This is a genomic window from Psychrobacter sp. CX97 (assembly GCF_057396285.1).
This window is the reverse complement of sequence record NZ_JBXYJE010000005.1, coordinates 152,803-175,095: the sequence shown is the minus strand read 5'-3', so window position 1 is coordinate 175,095 and position 22,293 is coordinate 152,803. Positions and strand designations below refer to the sequence as shown.

Sequence of the window (22,293 nt, the reverse complement as noted above, 5' to 3'; positions counted from 1 at the left end):
CTACCCTATTTTGTACCTATTCCTTCCTTGCCTTTGCTCGCCAACCAAAGTGATAAGGTAATCAATCCGCAGATAATGCCTGATGAATACGGTTCAAACCTTCACGTAATAACGCTCTCGGACACGCCACATTGAGTCGCACCTTTAAATATCCCTCATTACCATATTTGATGCCTGAGTTTAGCTCCACTTTGGCTTGACGCAACTTGTCATAAAGCCGCTTGTCATCATCCGCATAAGCAGAACAATCCAGCCAAATTAAATATGAGGCCTCAGGATGCATTACCTTAATTTCTGGCAAATGCTCAGCTAAGTAATCGATAGCAAGGTCGATATTTTGCTCAATATACGCCAATGCTTGCGTGAGCCATTGCTCACCCTGTTCATAGGCACTTCGCATCACTGTATACGCTAATAAATTAAGCTCATAATCATCATTTAAGCGCTGTTTTTGCTTAATTTTCTCAATTAATGCCTTATCTTTAGCGAATATCATCGAGCCTTTAATACCCGCTACATTAAAGGTCTTGGTCATTGAGGTCAGACTTACCACGCGGTGTGCATATCCTTTTGCTGCCGCAAGCTTTAAAAAGGGCGTAAAGGCATGACCACTCAAGGTCAAATCTTGATGAATCTCATCACTGACGATCGCCACATCGTGCTTTTGGCACACGTCAAGCAACGCTGATAACTCCTCTGCCGTCCAGACACGCCCGCCCGGATTATGCGGATTACACAGCAGATACAGCGTGACATTATGCTCAATAATTTTCGCCTCAATGTCTGCCAAATCAAGCCTATAGCGACCCTTATCCTCAATCAATGCTGACGGGATATGGCGACGCCCTGTTAATTTGGTTTTGGTCACAAACGGCGTATAAATCGGGTCATTGATCATCACTGCATCGCCGACCTCGGTGAAGATCTCAATCATCATCGCAATGCTTGGTACCACCCCCGGCGAAAACAGTATCTGATCTTTAGTCAGCGCAAGTCCATAACGGCGCTCATGCCACTTAATAATCGCTTGATACACCTCATCCGTCGGTTTGGTATAGCCCAAAATACCATGATCCACCACTTGCTTAATACTGTCCAAAATAGGCGGTGCAGCTTTAAAATCCATATCCGCCACCCATAGTGGAATCGTGTCATCACTATAGTGCCACTTGATTGACCCTGTATTACTTCTGTCGATAATCTCGTCAAAATTGTATGGCATGGTGGTCTCTGGCTTGATGAGCTGGACGATTTATTCTCTACATTATAAACGAGAAAGTGGCATTCATTATGTTAACAGAGTTGGGAAGGTTTATAAGCTCGAGGGGTGGTTTACAACAGAGAAATAGCTTGATTCATTCACAAACCCTAATGATTAACAAGTAGCTGATCCTGCCGTACGCTACTATCTTGGCTCGCATAGGGGCGGGCGCTAATGGCAAGTATATCCACTCAGAAAATTCTATTCAAAAGACTTTCTCTTGCGAACCTAAACCGCATCACTAGACAACTATGGATACCCAAATTTAACTTATGTCTATGGCAACTTTTCCAGTCCTAATTCCTTTAAAAACTCATTATGCGCCGCTTTCGCTGATTGGATACTTTTCTCAATCTCATTCAATTGTTTATGTATCTCTGATAACTCAATTTGCTCTTCAGGTTCAGCGGTACTGATATAACGGCTAATATTAAGATTAAAGTCATTTTCTTCAATCTCATCCATTGATACACGTCGAGAATACCTATCTTCCTCACTACGATATTGATAAGTATCAACAATTTTATCAATATGCTCAGGTTCAAGTATGTTTTGACGTTTACCTTTGGTAAAGTTATCTTCGTGGCTGGCATTAATAAATAAAACATCATCAGACTTTTTGCATTTTTTGAGCACTAAAATACAAACCGGAATGCCTGTTGAATAAAACAGGTTAGCAGGTAAGCCGATGACGGTATCGATATGTCCATCTTTAAGTAGCTTGGTGCGTATTCGCTCCTCAGCACCGCCTCGAAATAATACTCCATGCGGTAAGATGATTGCCATCGTGCCGTTATCCGCAAGATAGTGAAAGCCATGCAATAAAAAGGCAAAATCAGCAGCAGATTTAGGGGCAACACCATAGCCTTTGAATCTAAAGTCGTCGCTGGTGGTGTCGGTCGGTTTCCAGCGCAAGCTAAAGGGCGGATTAGCGACTATGGCATCAAAGACTACCTTTTTAGACGGATTTGGCTCATTGAGTAACGCCCAATCGTTTTTAAGCGTATCGCCATGATAAATATCAAACTCCGTATCTTTTACACCATGCAATAACATATTCATACGGGCAAGGTTATAAGTGGTAATGTTGCTTTCTTGACCATATATCTTACCTATGCCATCTTTTCCCATTTGCTTGCGTACGTTTAATAGCAAAGAGCCTGAACCACAGGCAAAATCCAGCACTTTATTTAGCTTATCTCGTTTACCTAAGTTTGGATCTTGACTGTCTAAAGTGACGATACGGGATAATATGGTGGATATGGGTTGCGGGGTATAAAATTCGCCTGCCTTTTTGCCACTGCCTGCGGCAAATTCGCCAATCAAATACTCGTAAGCGTCGCCCAATATATCGGTATCGGTACTAAACTTGGCGATACCATCGGCTATCTCTTTAATAATAGTGGCGAGCTTTTCATTACGAGATTTATAGTCTTTACCTAATTTTTCAGAGGCTAGATTAATCTCGGAAAACAACCCTTGGAAGTTATTATTAAATGATTCGTTTTCAACGTACTTAAATGCTTTTTGTAAGGTTTTGAGTAGCTCGTCATCTTGGGTACGTGCTAATTCTGCGATGCTACGCCACAGGAATTTTGGCTTTAGCACATAGTGCATCTTACGACGCATCATGTCCTCAAACATATCCGTGTCATCGGGGTTTTGTTCATACCAGACGGATAATGGGGTGCGCTTGTCCTTTTTTTCATCTAACTTGGGATAGTCTGTACCCAGCTCTGCTTCTGCTGTTTCTTCGTAGTTGTCGGATAAATAGCGTAGGAATAGGAAGGACAGCATATAGTCCCGAAAGTCATCGGCATTCATGGAGCCACGCAAGCTATCAGCAATGTCCCAAAGGGTTTTACCGAGGTTGTTTAGTTCTTCTTGGGTCATGATTTATCCTATGAACTGAGGTTTACATTGGGTGTCTCAAACTTTTTGATAGGAAACTTAGTCGTGTAAGCTTCAATAGCTTTTTTAAAGAAAACTTTATCTTCGTCTTTTACACTACTGGGAATATACAATGAATGATTACCATGACTATAGACATTTATTGCTCGAGCCAACTCTTCTTTATTGTCTACATCAATACAATCTACGAAACTTGAGTTTGAGCTTCTTATACCAAAAAATGCACATGTTCTTTCTAATATACTTCTTAACATAGCAAAATGATATACACGTATCTCTTCTGTTTTAGACACCTCTATTAACTCGTTTACGACAGCGACTTGTTCAAAAAATGGCGTATCTCCTGTTTCTTTAAGCTGAAATTGATTACCATCATTAATTTTACTTAGAAAATACTTATCTGTTCTTTTTTCATTTCGAAATTCATTATATAAAATATTAAAAAATAAAGAATGATGTGTCGATATAACCACTTTTAGCTCATTATTTATTTTATCTTTTTCTCTTAAAGCTCTTTCTTCTTTTGTTTCGTTCTCTATTCTTTCCTTGTAAGCGCGTTTTTCGTCGTCAGTCTTTTTCGGTTCTTTTAAGATAAGACCTAAATCTACAGCTAACTTAACTACGTTGTTGTCATCCAATGAGGAAACGGGGTCGTCTATATAAATATATTTTATATATGGATATAACTCTATATCTTTATCCATCGCCAATTCTAATAAGGCTAAAAAAAAGCACCAAATAAATATAATTTCTTCACCACGTGATATTTTTATATTTTCTAAAATAGTTGACTTACCATTAACTAGCACCTCTTTACTAAACCGCACTCTAGTATGATTTTCATCAAACCGAAAACTAAAATCTGCATATTTTTCTAAATGTGCTTGAATTTGAGGAGTTGGTTCAATTTTAGGTACAGCATCAAAAAATCTCGAGCTGGTATTCATTTCCAAATACCTATCTGTGTCACCCTCTAAGTCATTATTCCAAGTGAATAAATCTTCTGTAAATGCATTAAAATAAAGCGTATCAGTACGCCCATCTTTCTTACCAATATCTTTAAACATCATGGATAGACGGGTTTTTCCTGTACCATTGTAGGCAAACAGTAGTATGTTTTTTTTTGGTTTTTTACCTTCAGTTAGCTTTTTACGTAGAGATAAAGCCATATCTTCTAAACTATTTTCGATGGTAGGGACTGATTGACTCATAGCATATCCTTAGTTAATAGAGGGAAACAACTGCTGCATCAATCCTTGTTTATGCTGTTTAAGGGCATCGATTTTTTCAGCTTGAGACTGGATAAGGGTGTCGAGTGAGGATAGGCAGTCGGCTATTTTCTTTTGCTCCGCTATTGTAGGGATTTTTAAAACAAGCTCCTTAATAATACCTATATTGAGGTTTTTTACCCCACTACCTGCCGCTGAACTTAAGAAGTACGACTGACTACCATTTGAAAGTATAAAGTAATATAAGAAGTCACGATTCAAACTTGCTTTAATATCTGTAATAGCTATCCAACCATCATGAATACATGATTCTATCTTTAAAATATAAGGTCTACCAAAACTCATTGAGTTAGACATTATTAGGTCGCCTGGTTTAACTACCCTAGTCTTAGTAAGGGCTTCAGGTATTACTCTTTGATTAGTCCAGTCAATATACTTAGCTTCTTTATCAACATCTCCAATCTTCAACCAATTTAACCCATTAATTTCGTCGGTTAGGTAGCTATCAATAGGTCGAGGAGAACCACCTCGTACTATAGTGGTTAACTCACCTAACTTAACTTCCTCCCAATCACCCTCAAACTCGGCAAACCTAAGCTTAGGCACGGTGTTACCCTCAGCAGGGAAAAGCTGTTGTAATAACCCAGTTTTATGCGACTTTAACGCATCAAGTTGTTCAGACTCTGACGTAATCAAAGTGTCTAAAGAAGATAGGCAGTCGGCTATCTTTTGTTGTTCTAGTATGGAACAAAAAGGAATATTTAAACTATCAACGATCGTTATGTTTAAATTTCTTATTCCACCACCTGAAGCATTATTCAAAAAGTACCGTTGGCTACTATCGGATAAAATCAAATAATAAAGATAGTTTGAATCAACTCTTTTATCAATTTCAGTAATTGCTATCCATCCATCGTGAATACAGGACTGTATCTTAAGAATATAAGGTCTACCAAAACTCATTGAGTTTGACATTATTAAATCATTAGGTTTAACCACTCTAGTTTTATTTAGTGCCGACGTAATTACCTTTTCTTCAGTGTAGGTTATATACTTAGAATCTTTATCAACATCTCCAATTTTTAACCAATTTAAGCCATCTTTATCTTGGGTTAAATAATTACTAATAGGACGAGGTGATCCTCCACGCACTACTACTGCTACATCATTTAAAAGACTTAAATTCCAATCACTTTCATCACTAAACTTAGGAAAACGCAACCTAGGAACAGCTGTAGTTTCATTAGTCTTCATACGCATTTAATCCTGAAATGTCTTGCCCTTCGGCACGTTTCTTAAGTAAGGGGATAAGGTCTTCCATCAATGCCATCTCCGCTTTCATACGAGCCTTCCAACCAAGGTTTAACGGTTTTAATAGCTCAGTCAATGCCTCACCATTAAACACTTTACGCCACACCACTTCATCTACAAATGCGCTTAACGCATCGATATCTAACCCATGCTTAATGGCTATTTTACCTAACGCTTCTGCCGAACGTTTTGCCTTAAATTCACTATAGCCTATTTTAATTTCCGCTTCGCTTAGTGGCTTATCTGTTTCTAACTGATTAATATAATCAGCGATGATATCTCGCTCTTCCATCAGATTTGACTGTGAGGCAAGTAAGTCAATCAGCTCTTGTTTACTCATTTTATGCTTACTAGGCGACTCTTGGGTGTAGCGAGAGATTAGCCCCATGATATAATCATAATCAATCACCGCAGATGAGAACAACACAAACTCAAAATCTAACTCATCCACAGGGTCGTTGGTTTCTTTATCGGTAAGCTTGCCTTGCTTGGCTTTTAAATCTTGCGCCACATCTATATAGACCCCTCTAAATCCTAATAAGGTTTCTTTAGGAATAATGGCCTCAATTGATTCGCTTTGCTCAGGCGTTAAATCGGTATATTGGTCAAGTTGAGTCTTGAGGCGTTGTACTTCTTTAAAGCGATTAACAAAGTCCGCCCGTGCGGTATCGCCTCTTAAGTTCGCCACGGCTTGCGGGGTGCAATCAAGCTCTTGCGACTGCATAAATTGCTCAAGTTGATGCACAGCGTCATTATAGTCACTAATAACCTTTGGCGCAGGGTCAACTAACCATATCTCTTTGGCTCTGTCTTCTTTCTCACCAGAGAATAGCTCTATCGCCTCATTGACCGCCTCATCTTGTAGCCTAAAATCTAATATATTGCCCCAAGGTTTGGTGTCATTGAGTACCCTATTGGTACGTGAGAAGGCTTGAATTAAGCCATGATACTTAAGGTTTTTATCGACATATAGCGTATTAAGGTATTTTGAATCAAACCCTGTTAATAACATATCAACCACGATAGTAATATCTATCTTGTTACGATGCGGATAGTCGCTATTGGGAAATTTTTGGTACTTTATACGTTGCTGGACATCCTGATAATATTGGTCAAACTGGGTAATTTGATGGTTAGTGTTAAATTGATGGTTATAATCTGCAATAATTTCTTTTAACGCCTGTTTTTTCTCTTCTGGGTTGTGTTTGTTGTCCTCTTTTTCTTGCAATAGGTCTTCCTGTAGCTGTTTAATATCTTCAGCGTTTTTATTGTCTTTATCATCATTACTAGCTTTGGCAGGGGGCGAGAAAACACAAGCGATGTTAAGAGATCCCCAGTCTTCCTCTAAGTTTTTACGTTTCGTTTGAGCCTCTTTAAACAGGTTATAGTAAGCAATAGCATCGTTAATAGACGCTGTTGCAAATAGAGCGTTAAAACGTCTGTGGTCAGTGGCACTATCATGCTTTTCCAGTATTGCCTTAACAATGGCTTCTTTCGTCGGTGTGTCTTGGCTAGCTTTTTGGCTACTATTCGAGACAGTTTTTTCAGGCTTATAGTAGTCAATATGGAAACTTAAAACGTTTTTATCTTCAATGGCATGAGTAATGGTATACGCATGTAGCTCTTTCTCAAAAATATCTTTGGTGGTTTTAAAATGACCGACTTTGCCTTCAATTTGTACGTAATTACTATTTTCTTCAAATATAGGTGTGCCTGTAAAGCCAAATAATTGTGCATTGGGGAAAAACGCTTTAATAGCTTTGTGATTATCACCAAACTGCGAACGATGACACTCATCAAAGATAAACACAACACGTTTATCAGCTAAGGGTTGCAATCGTTTTTTGTAGTCATTTTTATTTGTCCCATCAAGTGCCAACCCTAGTTTTTGAATAGTCGTGACGATTACTTTATCAGCGTAATCATCAGACAATAACCGTTCAACTAACGCATGAGTATTAGTATTCTCTTCAACAGCACCTTCTTGAAATTTATTGAACTCTTCACGAGTTTGGCGGTCAAGATCTTTACGGTCTACCACAAACAAGCATTTTTCGATATCTGGATTATCTTTAAGCAAAGTTGAGGCTTTAAAAGAAGTGAGGGTTTTACCACTGCCTGTGGTATGCCAAATATAGCCATTACCCCGATTTTGATGGATACAGTCCACTATTGCTTTGACGGCATAGATTTGATAAGGCCTCATCATCAGCATTTTTTGCTCACTCGCCACGAGCACCATATATCGACTTACCGTTTCCCCTAAGGTGCATTTTTCTAAAAAAGTCTCAGAAAATTCATCAAGTCCCGATATCTTATTATTGTCTTTATCGGCATATTCATATACGGGTAAAAACCGCTCATCCGCATCAAATTCGAAATGGCTATTATCATTATTAGCAAAATAATAGGTTCTGCTTTGATTACTCACGATAAATAACTGCATAAAACACATTAAAGTATTGGTATAGCCATTACCCACATCTTTTTTATAATCAACGATTTGTTGCATGGCACGTCGAGGGCTGACCGCATACGTTTTAAGCTCGATTTGAGCAATGGGCAAGCCATTAATCAAGATGATAACGTCATAACGATGGTAGCTATTATCATGGTTTACACGGGGTTGATTGATAACTTCGTAATCATTTTTACACCAGTCTTTGATATTGACTAAGGTGTAGTTAAGCGGTGTGCCATCGTCCCGTATAAAGCTGTTCCTATTGCGTAAAATCTCAGCGTTTTTAAACACATTGGGACTTATGATAAGCTCTAACAAGCGATCAAATTCATTGTCACTTAAATTGACCTTGTTTAAAGCTTCGAATTTCTGACGAAAGTTATCATGTAACGCTTCTATACTGCGTATGTCTTGACGATAAGTATATTTAAGCGCTTCAAGCTTTCTAATAAATTTTTTTTCAATTGAATTTTCGTAGGACATATTAATGCCTTGGTTATATAATTTAACAGTAGCAATAGAGTACCTTAATTTTCGCATACCATAAACTATAGTTTTAGCTTAAAGGTTTTAAATGCGGTCTTTGCCTAAACAAGGCGGTTTAGCCCCGATTGAAGCGGATATACTGGTGGCTAAAGGCGGTTGCGAGGACTTGGTTTTGGGGTGGCGCGCGAAGCAGGCGACATGCCAAACCTTAGCCCATCGCCCGACTTAAGACGACAGATAGTAGCGAAAAGCGGGATCAGCTCCATAAATACTTATCTCAGTTAAACATTCAACAACCCACTCTAAAACCCAATCGTCATCTTCCAATAAATCAGCACTGCACTGAGACTAAAAAACGAGCCAATAGTCGAGAGGTTGATGATAGTAGTTAATGCTTATCTTCATCCACCTTACTTTCAATTTCAATATGACGCACTATGTAGGTAATCATCATAAGCAGTAGCGTTAGAACACCCCATATCTTAGCGCTCAGACCAAAATCTGAAAGTGCCATAACAGAGAGGTTTTGGTCTATAAAGTAATGCTTGAGAGTGAGAAAAATATAAACAACCAGCGCCACCATAAAACCGCGATAATAACAGGTAATATAAGGATGCCCCTTAATACGCCAAGTTATGAGGTTAAATACGCCTTCAAGGACGACTGGACCGACTATTTCGAATACCACTCGTGCTAAAAATCGTACCGCATCATCTAACATTATTGCTACCTATGACTATTGTCTACCTTGCCCATCACGCTTGACCTAAATGCAGTATCGATTCAAGTCTTTATGAGTCATATAGATTAATCGCCCTCTAGCGGCCCTTAAAATCAGCCTCACGTCGTTCAACCATAGACATGACGCCCTCTTTGGCATCTTCTGAATGAAACAACGAGGGTAAGAAGCTATGGATATTGGTCAAGGCACTGCTAGCACCATTGAGAACGCCATCTTGCGCGGAGGCCAATACGCCTTGCACGCCAAGAGGGGCGGCTTTACTGATCTGTTGTGCCCACTCAAGTGCTTTATCATACTGGCTACCTGATTCGACAACTTCGCTAACAAGACTTAAACGCTCAGCTGTAATGGCATCAAACGGCTTGCCAGTTAATAGGTACGGCATGGCTTTTTGCCACCCTGCGGCCGCTACAAATCGAACGGTTGCGCCGCCAAATGGCATGATGCCTCGCTGTACTTCCATTTGCGCAAAGTTGCAGTCGCTACTGGCTACCACCACATCGGCATTTAGCATCAGCTCAATACCGGCGGTAAAACAAGTGCCTTGGACAGCGACTACTATCGGCTTTGTGCGCTGTTTGCCTGAGATGCCCCACGGGTCAATTTGGCTGTCATCAAAATTAAACACACCTTTATCGAGTTTGTCTTGTAGTTCCATCAAATCTAGCCCCGCGGTAAAGTGCTCGCCATGGGCAAAAATTAGCGCACAACGTAGCTCACTATCAGCTTCATAACGGGTTAGGGCATCAGATAGCTGTGCAATCATATGACTGTCAAAGGCGTTGCGTTTGTTGGCTCTGTTCAACCCTATGAGGCAAATATAGCCATCGGTTTGGTAGGTGATGCGGCTGTCTGAAAGGAGGTCTTTATCCGTTTGTTTGGAGCTCATGGGGCATACCTTTTACTGTTGTTGTGGTCATTATTTGTTATTAATAATTATATTCAACTTTAGCCCTATGACATAAATGTAGCAAATACCTGATCTTTAATAACGCTTAATTTTTGACCGTACCCAGCTAAAAACACTATTAAAACGCTAGGATTTAAACAATAAGCATCACATTCAAGATTTAGAATATGAAGACTAGTGCTTACCTTAATAGGTTTTTAGGTTAAGAGGGTGGTGATAGGAGGGCGTTTTGAGCTCGATGTTACTTGACCAAATCTGTTAAACTAGCATTCATCCATCCACATTTGATAAGTTTTTGTACTCTATGACACAGCCTGTAAATAAGTCTAATCAACAAACGCCTCCCCCTAAATCTAGCAGCTTACACCCACGCAATCCGCATCAAGGTCGTTATGATTTTGATAAACTAACTAAGGCATTGCCTGAATTAGCAAAGCACACCATTACTAACCCTAGCGGTGATCCGACGATTAATTTTTCAGATGCTGAAGCAGTGCTGACGCTTAATAAAGCCTTGTTGGCCTTGCATTACGGCATTAAGTATTGGGATTTACCTAAAGGTTATTTGTGTCCGCCTATTCCTGGCCGTGCTGATTACATTCATCAAGTGGCGGATTTATTAGCAAATAACAACACCAAAAATGCTAACGAATTAGAAAATAAAAAACCACGTGTGTTAGATATCGGTACTGGGGCGAGTTGCATTTATCCTATTATCGGTAGTCAAAGCTATGGCTGGTACTTTACCGCCACTGATATTGACCAGATGGCCTTTAATACGGCGAAAACTATTTGCGAGCTTAATCCTAATCTTAAAAAACTAGTAACTGTAAAGCTTCAACCCAATCCTAAAAATATATTTAAAGGCGTTATCGGTGAGCATGACTACTTCGATATCACGGTATGTAATCCGCCCTTTCATGGGTCAATGGAAGATGTATTAGATGCCAACCAACGTAAGCAGTCAAAGTTGCAAAAAAACCGTGCCCGCCGTAACCCAAATAGTCAGCTCGGTAGTAGTGCTGCAAGCAAACAGGCCAATGCAACCAATAACCTTAACTTTGGTGGGCAGAATTCTGAATTATGGACTAAAGGCGGTGAGCATGGTTTTATCAGTCAGATGATTAAAGAAAGTGTACAATATGCCAATCAAGTCAATTGGTTTACTACTTTAGTTTCTAGAGCTGAGAATCTAAAAGCACTTGATGCGCTATTAAGAGAAGGGGGCGCCAGACAAATTAAAACCATTAACATGCAACACGGTCAAAAAGCGACACGTATATTGGCATGGCGGTTTAAATAAGCTGATAGTGTGTATTGATGGATAAAACGACTAAACACACCTGCTTTTAAGCAGGTGTGTTTTTGTCTACACAACCATATTAACCCCAATGCCAATTAAGACAATGCCACCAAGTATCTCTGCCTTGTCTTCCAGCCATGTACCTGTCTGACGCCCTAAATAAACACCAGTAAGGCTAAACACAGCAGTTATTAATGCAATAATAAGGCAAGCAAGCCAAGCATTAATGGGTAGTAAATTTAGTGTAAAGCCTGCGGCTAGTGCATCAATACTGGTGGCAATTGCCAGAGATATCATTTGCTTATGATCAGTTGTTTTGACGCTTATATTGCTATCAACGTTATGTGTTGATTTGTCACTAAGTTCCTTATCAGAACTGTTTGAGAACGCTTCATAAAGCATTTTTAGGCCTAAACCTACCAAAATAAGACACCCAATCCACGGTGCAGCAGAGGCTAACCAGCCAATTATCGCTGAGCCTAATAAATAGCCAATTAAAGGCATAACGCCTTGAGCAAACCCAAAATATAGTCCAGCCAGTAATGCCAGTTTCAGGACTATTTGCTTATTTTTTGGCTTAAAATTAATGCCATTCCCATTAGCACTGCTAGCGATCGTACTAGACTGTTTAGCCCCTAAACCAATCGAGACGGCAAAGGCATCCATAGCTAGGGCAATCGCTAATAGAATGACTTCAAGCACATCGTTTACTCCTTTATTCAACGTCTATTTAATCATAAATAAGTTTCACGTGAAACAAAAAAAGCCACCTTACAAGTAAGATGACTTTTAATTTAGAAGTGACTAGCAAAGTTATTGAGCCAATAAAAAGGTATTGAGCCAATAAATTGATACTTTAGATATCTAAATTAGTCACAGTTAAAGCATTTTCTTCAATAAATTGACGACGTGGTTCGACATCATCCCCCATTAAACACATAAACAGATGGTCAGCAGCAATAGCATCTTCAATCGTTACTTTCAACATACGGCGATTTTCAGGATCCATCGTTGTGTCCCAAAGCTGGTCTGCATTCATCTCGCCTAGACCTTTATAACGCTGTACAGCTAAGCCACGACGGGCATCTTGCATGACCTGTTGCCATAAATGGTCAAAATCACGTAGTAGGGTATCTTTTTCGCCACGACGGATAAATGCCGTATCACTCAAGAGCGTGTTCCATTCTTTTGATAAACGCATCAAACGCGCATATTCGCCTGAGTTAAAGAAGCCGGCATCTAGCAAATAATGCTGGGCAAGATTATGCACATAAATAGTAATACGAGGTAGCCACTGTGACTTGGTCGATAGCATTTCGCTATCTTTGCCTTCAATTATTTGAGCCTCTTCAATATTGTCATTCGGGTTATCTACTTTAGCCCCAACTTTAAATTTAAATTGATTATTAGCATCTTTTACCGCTTCTGACAGTTCGTCTTTTTTCGGTGCGTGGATATCATCAAGCTCAATCTCAGGGCTTAAATCTTTGCCAAATCGTTCAAGCTGCAGTTGAAGTTGCGTTTTCCAATGGTTCATCGCCTCAAAATCATACGTCATTTCAGTAGTAAGTTTAGGCACATGCGTTAATGCATCAAGTAATACGGCAGGATAGCGGATTTGTAATCGTGCTTTTACCAATTGGGTTTGGTTATAATCATTTAAAAGAGTTTCAAGGGCTTGACCGGTTATAGCAGGAGCATCCTCACTGACATGAAGCTTCATTTCATCAATAGTCGATGACAACAAATAGGCTTTGAGCGCTTCATCATCTTTCAAATAAAGCTCTTGACGGCCTTTCTTAACTTTATACAAAGGTGGCTGAGCAATATAAATATAACCCCGTTCAATAAGCTCAGGCGTTTGACGGAAAAAGAAGGTCAATAAGAGGGTGCGAATATGTGAGCCATCAACATCAGCATCGGTCATGATGATGATTTTGTGATAACGCACTTTATCTGGATTGTATTCATCGGGGCCAATACCACACCCTAAAGCCGTAATTAACGTACCGACTTCAGCAGACGATAGCATTTTATCAAATCGCGCCCGCTCCACATTAAGAATTTTACCTTTAAGCGGTAATATGGCTTGGTTTTTTCGGCTACGACCTTGCTTAGCAGAACCACCTGCCGAGTCGCCCTCCACAATATAAAGCTCAGACAATGCGGGGTCTTTTTCTTGGCAGTCGGCTAATTTACCCGGTAGGCCAGCGATATCAAGGGTGGTTTTACGACGGGTTAACTCGCGCGCTTTACGGGCAGCATCACGCGCTCGAGCAGCGTCTATAATTTTATTAGCAATAGATTTGGCAGCGCCCGGATGCTCAAGCAGATAGTCGTTAAACTTATCATGCATAGCCGATTCAACAGCTGATTTTACTTCACTAGACACCAACTTATCTTTAGTTTGGCTTGAGAACTTAGGATCAGGTACTTTTACTGAAACGATAGCGGTAAGGCCTTCACGTGCATCATCGCCTGTTGTATTGACCTTTTCCTTTTTCATTAGTTTTTCATTGTCCATATAGCTATTTAGACAACGGGTTAAAGCAGATCGGAAGCCAGACAAGTGAGTGCCGCCATCCTTTTGAGGAATATTGTTAGTAAAGCACAATACTTTTTCATTGTAGGTATCTGTCCACTGTAGTGCCGCTTCAACCACAATGCCATCATCTTGTTCACTGACAAAATGAAACACGTCATTTAAGCCTTCTTTACCCGAATTGATATAAGCCACAAACTCAGATAGACCGCCTTTATGTTCAAACACATGCTTTTTATCTGTACGTTCATCCGTTAGAACAATACGTACTCCTGAGTTCAAAAACGACAGCTCACGTAAGCGTTTTGCTAAGATCTCATACTCAAACACAGTGCCAGTAAACACGTCTGAACTCGGATAAAAGCGAATCTGAGTACCTGTTTTATCAGTCTTTTCTAATTCTTGGATATCACTATCTGGTACCCCATCACTATAGGTTTGCTGATAATGATAACCTTCGCGCCAAATGTTCATTTCAAGCTTTTTAGATAGGGCATTGACTACCGATACACCCACCCCATGCAAACCACCAGATACTTTGTAGCTATTGTCATCGAATTTACCACCCGCATGCAATACCGTCATAATGACCTGAGCAGCGGATACCCCTTCTTCAGGGTGGACATCGATAGGAATACCTCGGCCATTATCCATGACACTAACTGACTCATCTTCATGAATAATAATATCAATCTGGTCACAATGGCCGGCCAAGGCTTCATCAATTGAGTTATCGACTACCTCAAATACCATATGATGCAGACCTGTACCATCGTCCGTATCCCCAATATACATACCAGGACGTACACGCACGGCTTCAAGACCTCTCAGTACCCGAATATTTTTTGAACTATATTCTTCTGGCAAGGTATCTGCAGGTAAATCAGCTAAATTAGTACCCTCTGCAAGACTTTCTATTAGTTCATTTTCGGTTACGGGGTTTGACTCACTCATGACACATCCTTTACAAAAACAGCAATACTGAACTTTCAGCAATTTATATGAAATATTAAGCAGTGTACTAATGCCTTCTCGCCTATTTTAGATTACTGTTAACTCGCTTCCAATTGCGAAAAGTAAGAGCAACTTCAATAATTCAAGCTTAAGCTTTAGTTTTCTAAATTCGGTTAACAGCTTTTAATACACCAATAAAATCAATAAAAAATCTATCGTTTATTATAGCATTTTTTGCTTTTAAAAGCATATTTGTAATGGGATGCACCAATAATCGATAGGAATCAATTAAATTAAAATTTAGATAACTTTTTGAGACTAAAATTCTGATTTTTAGTACCTTGTTATAGCTTTCAAATTGCCATGTTTCACATGAAACATATTAACATCTGACCAATAATGTTTCACTTGATCGATCAAAGAGTTATCGAGACTGGTAATAAAAACCTGACAGGATAAGGCAGCTAAAGTTTGTAGAAGTATATCTAAAGCTCTCTTATCAAGCTCTGCAGTGATGTCGTCTAATAGCACTAATGGTAAAACACTCTGATCGTTGTTAGGGGACATATCTTGAGTGGAATGGCGAGTAGATACTGACGACCCATAAAAATTATAAGCAGGTAGGTTATGGGTTGGTTGTTTCCCATACGTGGTTAAATTTTGCGCGCCAAGCTTTAACTGTTTAAAGGACAATTGATTTTCCCCCGCTAATAAAGGGAGTTGTGACAGTCTTAAGGCAGTAATGAGTAGTTTTTTCTCTCCACGTGACAATACATTTGCTGCTTGCTCACGCACTGTGCCAACTGTGGCATCAAAAAAATCAGTCTCATCATCCGTATGCTGATCCTCTTGATTCAACTCGCATCCTTGTGGATCTAAGCCTTGTGAATCTAAGCTCACATCATTAGAAAATGGCTTATAATTATCAGAATCAGTGCTTTGCTCATGCACTTCTTGCCGAGCCTCAGCGTTATCAACCCACAGTACCTGAATATCGGCTCTATGGCATCCAATCCGTGTATACCCCATTTGAATATCTTGTTGTAAACGCCGTTGTAACAATTCGTCTAAAGGGACGTCTGTATTGTAGCCAGGCATAAAACGTAATTTAATATACGGAGCATAGTCAGGTAGCAGCTGCTTGACCATGCCATCAAATAGAGGTTGCCACGTCTCAAAAACTTGTTGACGGTAATGTGTAATTAGGGCGGCGTGATTGGCCAAGCCTTTATCCCATGATGCCAACTCTTGTTTTTGGAGACCCGACAAGTTGTGAGACTTTTTAAGCAATGCATTACGCTGTTTTAACAATCGCTGATAAGCTACCCACTGTGGATGAAAGCCCTGTTTCACGTGAAACGTTATCCAATCTAACAACTGGCGCCTACTGCTGCTTCCTACTTCTAAAATATCCATAGATGAGGGATCAATAAGCAGTGTTGGTAATTGCCGTGTCAATTCGCTTTGCACATAAACCGGTTGCTGACCAAGACGCATGATGGTACTCGCATCTTGCGATTTTTGAATTGCCATACTCTCGCCATTTGAAAGTATCGCATGTACTGTAGTATGAGGTTGATGATGAGAAATATAACGTTTTGGTTGATGATGGCGAAAACTCTTACCACGCGATAAAAGATATAAAGACTCTAAAAGAGAGGTTTTACCGCTTCCGTTAGCACCAATAAACACATTACATATTCCCGCTTTAAAGCTCACTGATTGCAAGTTACGTAAATGATAGATGCTAAGTTGAGTTAGCATATAGACACGCCTTAGCCATTAAAGTTAACAACGATAATTATAGATTAAAAGGTAAGTTATCCAATAATGTCAACATAAGTCGAACATATTATTTAACATAATATAGAGTATATTTATATCAATATCTCTTATTTTGAGAGATCAGCTTTTGAAGTATCCCTAGGTATTGAATAAAATAAAACCCAGTGAGAGTTATTCACTAGGTCTTATAAAACGTTCATCATTCAAGTGTAAAGATAACGATTAACACGATCAGAAAACAATAGCACTGTTGGCCAAATCCAATATAGGCTTATTATATACGCATTGGCATAATCACATACTGATGCTGCACATCATTTAGCTGATTGACCAATACCGAGCTATTGGCTTGACTCATATGAATCTGTACATCGCCATTTAAAACATCCAATACATCCTGCAAATACGCTGCATTAAAGGACAACTCAATGGATTCGCCTTGATACTGCACTTGTAACGCTTCGACCGCTTCATCCTGCTCAGCATTATTGGCACGAACCTCAACATCGCCATCGTCTGAAAACTTAAAAATAACACCGCGCGACTTCTCATTACTTAAAATAGCGACCCGTCTTAGAACATCCGTCATTTTTTCTTTGTTTGCAAGCGCTACTTTATCAGTATTGGCAGGCATTACACGGCGATAATCTGGGAATTTACCATCAATCAAACGGGCGTTAAAGGTCACTTTCACTGAATCATCTATCATACCAGCGCTGTCAACATTGCCAAAAGGCAAACTTACTTTCAAAAATTCGCGACCAAAGCTTAAGGTTAAGTTACCGTCTTTATCACCCAATAGCTTACCCAGTTCTGCCATTAAACGCTCAAGTTCAATGACCGCCTTGCGGGGTAAAATAGCTTGCATTTCAAGATCATCACCGACCTCAATGGCACTTCGAGCTAAGGCTAATCGATGTCCGTCTGTGGCAACCGTCGTCAGCTGACGCTGTGCTACCTCAAACAGCATACCTGTTAAATAATAGCGCACATCTTGAATGGCCATTGCAAACTGTGTTTTGGTCATTAAGTCCAAAAGCATTTCACGGCTGAGGGTAAGCGGTATAATATTTGCAGGCTCACCAAGTAGAGGAAAATCCTCCGCTGGCAAAGTACCTAATACAAATCGACTTTTACCACTAACAATAACGCATCGCTCATTTGTCTCAGCCTTGATATCAATCATGGCATTTTTTGGCAAAAGCTTACAAATGTCTTGTAGCTTGGAGGCTGGTAAGGTCGTTGCACCAACTTGGCCACTGGCCCCATTCCCGAGCTTCACTTGTGCTGTTAACTCGACTTCAAGATCTGATGCAGTTAACGTTAATAATTGCTCAGAAACCTCTACTTTTATATTACCAAGTACTACCATATTGTGGCGCTTGTCAGCAGCTTTAGCAATCAAGTTTATGGCTTTTAGAAGCAGCTCACGGTTTATCGACAGTTGCATAATAAAACTCTTTAATTGGGTTTTAATAACTGGAAAATAGATAGAGTATCTTAAAGAGCATTCATTATTTTTATTTTAAAATATCTATCCACTTAAATTTGGGTTTTTATTTGATACTGATCATACAGCTACCCAGCTAGTATACCCAAATGTTAGGGTATCTGCATAGCCATACCGCTAAATAGCCATATCCCTAAGGTTAACTTGTTGTTAATCTCTTATTGAACATAAGCTATTGAAGCCTGATAGTTATTTTTTGCTAATAACCTGCGTCATCTATCCTATGTTAGTCAGCTTGTAGTTGTTAGCCAGCTTGTAGTGTCATTGATAACGCTTTGTATTCTTTATCTAAAACTGGATCTTCCTTACGTAACTGCGCCACTTTATCACAAGCATGCATTACCGTGGTGTGATCACGCCCACCGAAGGACTGACCAATATCTGGGTAGCTATCCTTAGTAAGTTCACGGGCGAGCGACATGGCTATCTGACGGGGACGAGCAATGCTACGAGTGCGCTTCTTACTCATTAAATCTTTGACAGACACATCATAATACTCGGCAACTACTTTACGAATATTATCCATACTCACGGCCTGTGAACGAATGGCAATAATGTCCTTTAACGCATATTGAACCATTTCCAAATCAATTGGGTTGCCTGTTAAGTTGGCATTGGCCACAACTTGATTTAAAGCACCCTCTAGCCGACGCACGTTTGAAACCACATTCTGAGCAATAAATAGCGCACATTCTTTCGGTAAATCAACACCAGATAAGTTAGCTTTTTTTTGCAAAATCTGCATGCGAGTTTCCATTTCAGGCGGTTCAATCGCAACTGCCAAGCCAGAGGAAAACCGTGAGCGAAACCTTTCATCAAACTCCGTCATTTGTGAAGGGTGGCGGTCTGAAGCTAAAATCACTTGCTTGCCTTCAACCATAAAATCAGCAAATAACGATAAAAACTCACTGCTTGATTTATTTTTACCTGCCAATACGTGAACATCATCAATAATCAGTAAATCAACCCGTTTTATCTTTTTCTTAAACTGTTCAATTTTTTGGTTACGCAGCGCATAAACCAACTGATTGATAAATTTTTCAGATGAAAAATAGTAAAACGTTTTGTCGATTTTGAGGTAGCGATGAGCCACCGAGTGCATTAAGTGGGTTTTACCAAGTCCTGACGCCCCATATATAAATAAAGGGTTATGACGATTTTGAGACTGCTTTTTACCTAACTCATAGCAGGCCTTATACGCAAGCATATTGGTCTTACCACTAACAAATGTGTCAAAAGTAAACTTAGGATTAATATAACTTAGCGATTTATCAGATGCTATCTGATTAGCCCTTTGTGAAGCCTCTAAATCACTTGTAGAGTTAATGGCACTGTTGCCTTGTAAATCATAACCATTATTACGGTTACCACCCAACACAGTTGCTTGGCTTTGGTTATGACTAATATCATCACTATTGCTTTGATTATTAGCTTCTACCTGAATAACGACTTGCGTAATGCTACCTTGGCTATGCAGTTTAGCCAGTGCTTCTATATCAGCAAAATGATACTGACGCACGTGCGACACAAAATACTGATTTGGTGCCAGTAACATCAACGTATTATCAACAACTCTTGCAGATAAGGGACGTAACCACATCGTAAATTCATTTTCTTTGAGCTGGTACTTAAGCTCATTAAGACACTTATCCCACACCGATAGACTATCTGACATGACGCATTGTTCCCGCTTTACACACTAAGGTTTTATGAATAAGTCTTTAAAAATAGCAGCAATAATTTATGTGGCTATGCTTATTGCGAGGTTTAGTTCAAGGTGTGGTACTTTAGCATAAAAAAATATAATTAACATCAAAATTATCTGTGGATAACTTTGTTATAAAGTCTGTGGATAAATAATTTTATGAAGTTATACAGAGTTTGTAAACAGTTTATGAACAATAATAACCACAGTTTAACATACTGTTTTTGTTATATTTTTTTGGGTTATACACAGAAAAAAACCTTACTAATAATAACAAAAGAGAGTATATATATATAGTTATGGGCAAAGGTAGTAACTGTGGATAACTTAAAACTAAATTTAAAGTAAAGGCTATAAGAAAAAATATAATTTAACCTATGAATCTATTTTATTATCAGGTTTTGCAATGCTTCTGAACCTGCTCTAACTTAATTTAATAGATTTCTTATAGAACCCTGATTAGGGATTAATTGACTGAGTATGATAAAAAAGGTATTTAAAATGCATCAATCAAAAGCATTTTAAACTATAAAATTGTGTCTATAGATATCTTCTACCCTGTCCAATAGAAAACAGAGCGAATAAAAATAAATAGCATTGGGTCTTAAAAACGGTAAGGCTTTATAGTTTTTATTAAACTTTGAAAAATTAAGATTTGAGGAGTTAAAGATTGAGGGATAAAGAAACGATAAAGGATGTTTTTTTAGAGGGTTTTAAAGTGGTTTTAGACAGTTACTCCATTCATGTTTTGACTCAAAGACGGTTGTTTTTTAATAAAAGCTGTCTCAATCTGCTTTAACAACAAGAAGGTGCTTATAATATTGACATTAACCATTTAGACTGGCATAATCTCACGTTACTACAAATTATTAGTGCAGTTTTTCTTTTTAAACTTATTCCTGTCATAGGTGATTTATGAAACGTACATTTCAGCCAAGCGTTATCAAGCGCAAGCGCACACACGGTTTCCGTGCTCGTATGGCGACTAAAAAAGGTCGTCAAGTTTTAGCGCGTCGTCGTGCTAAGGGTCGTCATCGTCTAACTGTGTAATTGAAATTCTTAAATGAATGGATATTCTCAAGTAAAACAATTACCCCTTCTCTGACTTATTTATGGCGATATTTTGATAGGCATAAATAGAAACAGTACAAAATATTTGACATAAAAAAGCACCTTGATCAGGTGCTTTTTTTATTATCTTAACGCTATATTGCAATTCAATTCTTATATTCTATAACTTCATGTTGACCTAATCATGACCGATTTTGGCTATCCAAAGAGTAATCGACTTTTAAAAGCTGCTGAATTTAAAGCAGTATTCAATAACCCAATTTTTAAAGTACATCAGCCTCATTTAATGGTTTTTGTTTCTGAGTCTGAGACAAACCAAGCACGTTTAGGAATGGCCATTACCAAAAAAAAAGTGCCTACTGCGGTGGCTCGTAATCGTATCAAGCGTATTATCAAAGAGCAGTTTAGGCTTACATATGCCGTAATACCTGCTTTAGATATTGTTTTTATAATTAAAAAATCGCCCCAGCAGCTAAGCAATAAGCAATTAAGGGATGAAATAACAGCTATATTGCGTAAAACTATGCATAAAGCGAGTTCTGGAGATAAACAACGACATGAGTCATAAGATAAACTAATAAGCGGCTCAGCGTTGTTTATTTTTAATCTTTATGTAGAGTTCACTTTCTCTTTATTTAAATTTTATTTAAATAGTGTGGTCGTTAATCAAAGTATGAAGGGGTAGAGTAAGGCGAATGAAATGATGGCAATAATTTCTAGCTTTAGTTCCAGTATACTCATGGGCATTATCAAGTTTTATCAAAAAATAATTAGTCCAGTTTTACCTGCTCGATGTCGCTATTATCCCACTTGTTCCGAATATGGATTGACAGCCATTAAGTGGCACGGGCCAAGTCGAGGTGGGTTGTTAGCCTTAAAACGCATTTGCAGTTGTCATCCGCTTGGGGGCCATGGTATTGATTTTGTTCCCTTACCTTTATATAAAGACATCTATTATCCTTTTATAAGCTCCGCTACTTCGGGCCCTGTTAATTATAGGGATAACTATCTATATGATAGTAGTGATGTTTCACGTGAAACTTTTATTGTTGAACGCGGAGTATATAAAGATAGCTCTAGTTACCGAGCGAGACTAAACCAGAGTCTCTAGA

17 protein-coding genes are annotated in these 22,293 nt (G+C 39.0%); 5 read left to right on the top strand and 12 right to left on the bottom strand.

Translation table 11 applies throughout. The features are described from left to right. Positions 1-61: 61 nt before the first annotated feature. From AC2SLL_RS05880 to AC2SLL_RS05860, 5 genes are all read right to left on the bottom strand, one after another. On the bottom strand, positions 62-1,222 hold the full coding sequence (locus AC2SLL_RS05880; RefSeq protein WP_486530754.1) for a MalY/PatB family protein: 1,161 nt from the start codon (positions 1,220-1,222) through the stop codon (positions 62-64). 315 nt (positions 1,223-1,537) lie between these two features. Further along, positions 1,538-3,154, bottom strand: coding sequence for a type I restriction-modification system subunit M (locus AC2SLL_RS05875; RefSeq protein WP_486530753.1), 1,617 nt, complete (start codon positions 3,152-3,154; stop codon positions 1,538-1,540). Between the two features lie 8 nt (positions 3,155-3,162). Next, a complete protein-coding gene (locus AC2SLL_RS05870) occupies positions 3,163-4,383 on the bottom strand; it encodes an AAA family ATPase (protein WP_486530752.1) in 1,221 nt (406 codons plus the stop codon). 9 nt (positions 4,384-4,392) lie between these two features. Continuing rightward, positions 4,393-5,655 carry a restriction endonuclease subunit S gene (locus AC2SLL_RS05865; RefSeq protein ID WP_486530751.1) on the bottom strand — a complete coding sequence of 421 codons (1,263 nt, stop codon included), beginning with the start codon at positions 5,653-5,655 and terminating at the stop codon, positions 4,393-4,395. Continuing rightward, on the bottom strand, positions 5,645-8,656 hold the full coding sequence (locus tag AC2SLL_RS05860) for a type I restriction endonuclease subunit R (protein ID WP_486530750.1): 3,012 nt from the start codon (positions 8,654-8,656) through the stop codon (positions 5,645-5,647). Before AC2SLL_RS05860 ends, AC2SLL_RS05865 begins: the two co-directional genes overlap by 11 nt. A gap of 91 nt (positions 8,657-8,747) precedes the next feature. Here AC2SLL_RS05860 and AC2SLL_RS05855 point away from each other — a divergent pair, with 91 nt between their 5' ends. Further along, complete coding sequence (locus AC2SLL_RS05855) at positions 8,748-8,888, top strand: hypothetical protein (protein WP_486530749.1); 141 nt, start codon at positions 8,748-8,750, stop codon at positions 8,886-8,888. Positions 8,889-9,047: 159 nt separating this feature from the next. On the opposite strand, the gene AC2SLL_RS05850 is transcribed toward AC2SLL_RS05855, so the two are convergent. After that, positions 9,048-9,380, bottom strand: a complete 333-nt coding sequence (locus AC2SLL_RS05850; RefSeq protein ID WP_486530748.1) for a hypothetical protein — start codon at positions 9,378-9,380, stop codon at positions 9,048-9,050. A 97-nt stretch (positions 9,381-9,477) separates the two neighbouring features. Continuing rightward, on the bottom strand, positions 9,478-10,290 hold the full coding sequence (locus tag AC2SLL_RS05845; RefSeq protein WP_486530747.1) for a crotonase/enoyl-CoA hydratase family protein: 813 nt from the start codon (positions 10,288-10,290) through the stop codon (positions 9,478-9,480). Positions 10,291-10,615: 325 nt separating this feature from the next. Between AC2SLL_RS05845 and rlmF the strand changes: the two genes are divergently transcribed. Next, a complete protein-coding gene (gene rlmF / locus AC2SLL_RS05840; protein ID WP_486530746.1) occupies positions 10,616-11,614 on the top strand; it encodes a 23S rRNA (adenine(1618)-N(6))-methyltransferase RlmF in 999 nt (332 codons plus the stop codon). 66 nt (positions 11,615-11,680) lie between these two features. Here the strand turns inward: rlmF and AC2SLL_RS05835 are convergent, their stop codons facing one another. From AC2SLL_RS05835 to dnaA, 5 genes are all read right to left on the bottom strand, one after another. After that, a complete protein-coding gene (locus AC2SLL_RS05835) occupies positions 11,681-12,316 on the bottom strand; it encodes a manganese efflux pump MntP (RefSeq protein ID WP_486530745.1) in 636 nt (211 codons plus the stop codon). Positions 12,317-12,470: 154 nt separating this feature from the next. Then, complete coding sequence (gene gyrB / locus AC2SLL_RS05830) at positions 12,471-15,110, bottom strand: DNA topoisomerase (ATP-hydrolyzing) subunit B (protein WP_486530744.1); 2,640 nt, start codon at positions 15,108-15,110, stop codon at positions 12,471-12,473. 333 nt (positions 15,111-15,443) lie between these two features. Beyond that, positions 15,444-16,874 (bottom strand): DNA replication/repair protein RecF, encoded by a 1,431-nt coding sequence (recF, locus tag AC2SLL_RS05825; RefSeq protein ID WP_486530743.1) that lies wholly within the window; start codon positions 16,872-16,874, stop codon positions 15,444-15,446. A gap of 295 nt (positions 16,875-17,169) precedes the next feature. Then, a complete protein-coding gene (gene dnaN, locus AC2SLL_RS05820; protein WP_486530742.1) occupies positions 17,170-18,345 on the bottom strand; it encodes a DNA polymerase III subunit beta in 1,176 nt (391 codons plus the stop codon). 304 nt (positions 18,346-18,649) lie between these two features. Beyond that, positions 18,650-20,080: a chromosomal replication initiator protein DnaA gene (gene dnaA / locus AC2SLL_RS05815; RefSeq protein WP_486530741.1), complete on the bottom strand. Its 1,431-nt coding sequence runs from the start codon at positions 20,078-20,080 to the stop codon at positions 18,650-18,652. 945 nt (positions 20,081-21,025) lie between these two features. On the opposite strand from dnaA, the gene rpmH reads away from it, so the two are divergent. The 3 genes from rpmH (at position 21,026) to yidD (ending at position 22,292) form a co-directional block, all read left to right on the top strand. Further along, positions 21,026-21,160, top strand: coding sequence for a 50S ribosomal protein L34 (rpmH, locus tag AC2SLL_RS05810; protein WP_007394757.1), 135 nt, complete (start codon positions 21,026-21,028; stop codon positions 21,158-21,160). A gap of 205 nt (positions 21,161-21,365) precedes the next feature. Continuing rightward, positions 21,366-21,749, top strand: coding sequence for a ribonuclease P protein component (gene rnpA, locus AC2SLL_RS05805; RefSeq protein WP_486530740.1), 384 nt, complete (start codon positions 21,366-21,368; stop codon positions 21,747-21,749). Positions 21,750-21,881: 132 nt separating this feature from the next. Then, positions 21,882-22,292 carry a membrane protein insertion efficiency factor YidD gene (gene yidD, locus AC2SLL_RS05800; protein ID WP_486530739.1) on the top strand — a complete coding sequence of 137 codons (411 nt, stop codon included), beginning with the start codon at positions 21,882-21,884 and terminating at the stop codon, positions 22,290-22,292. The last annotated feature ends 1 nt before the right edge of the window (position 22,293 follow it).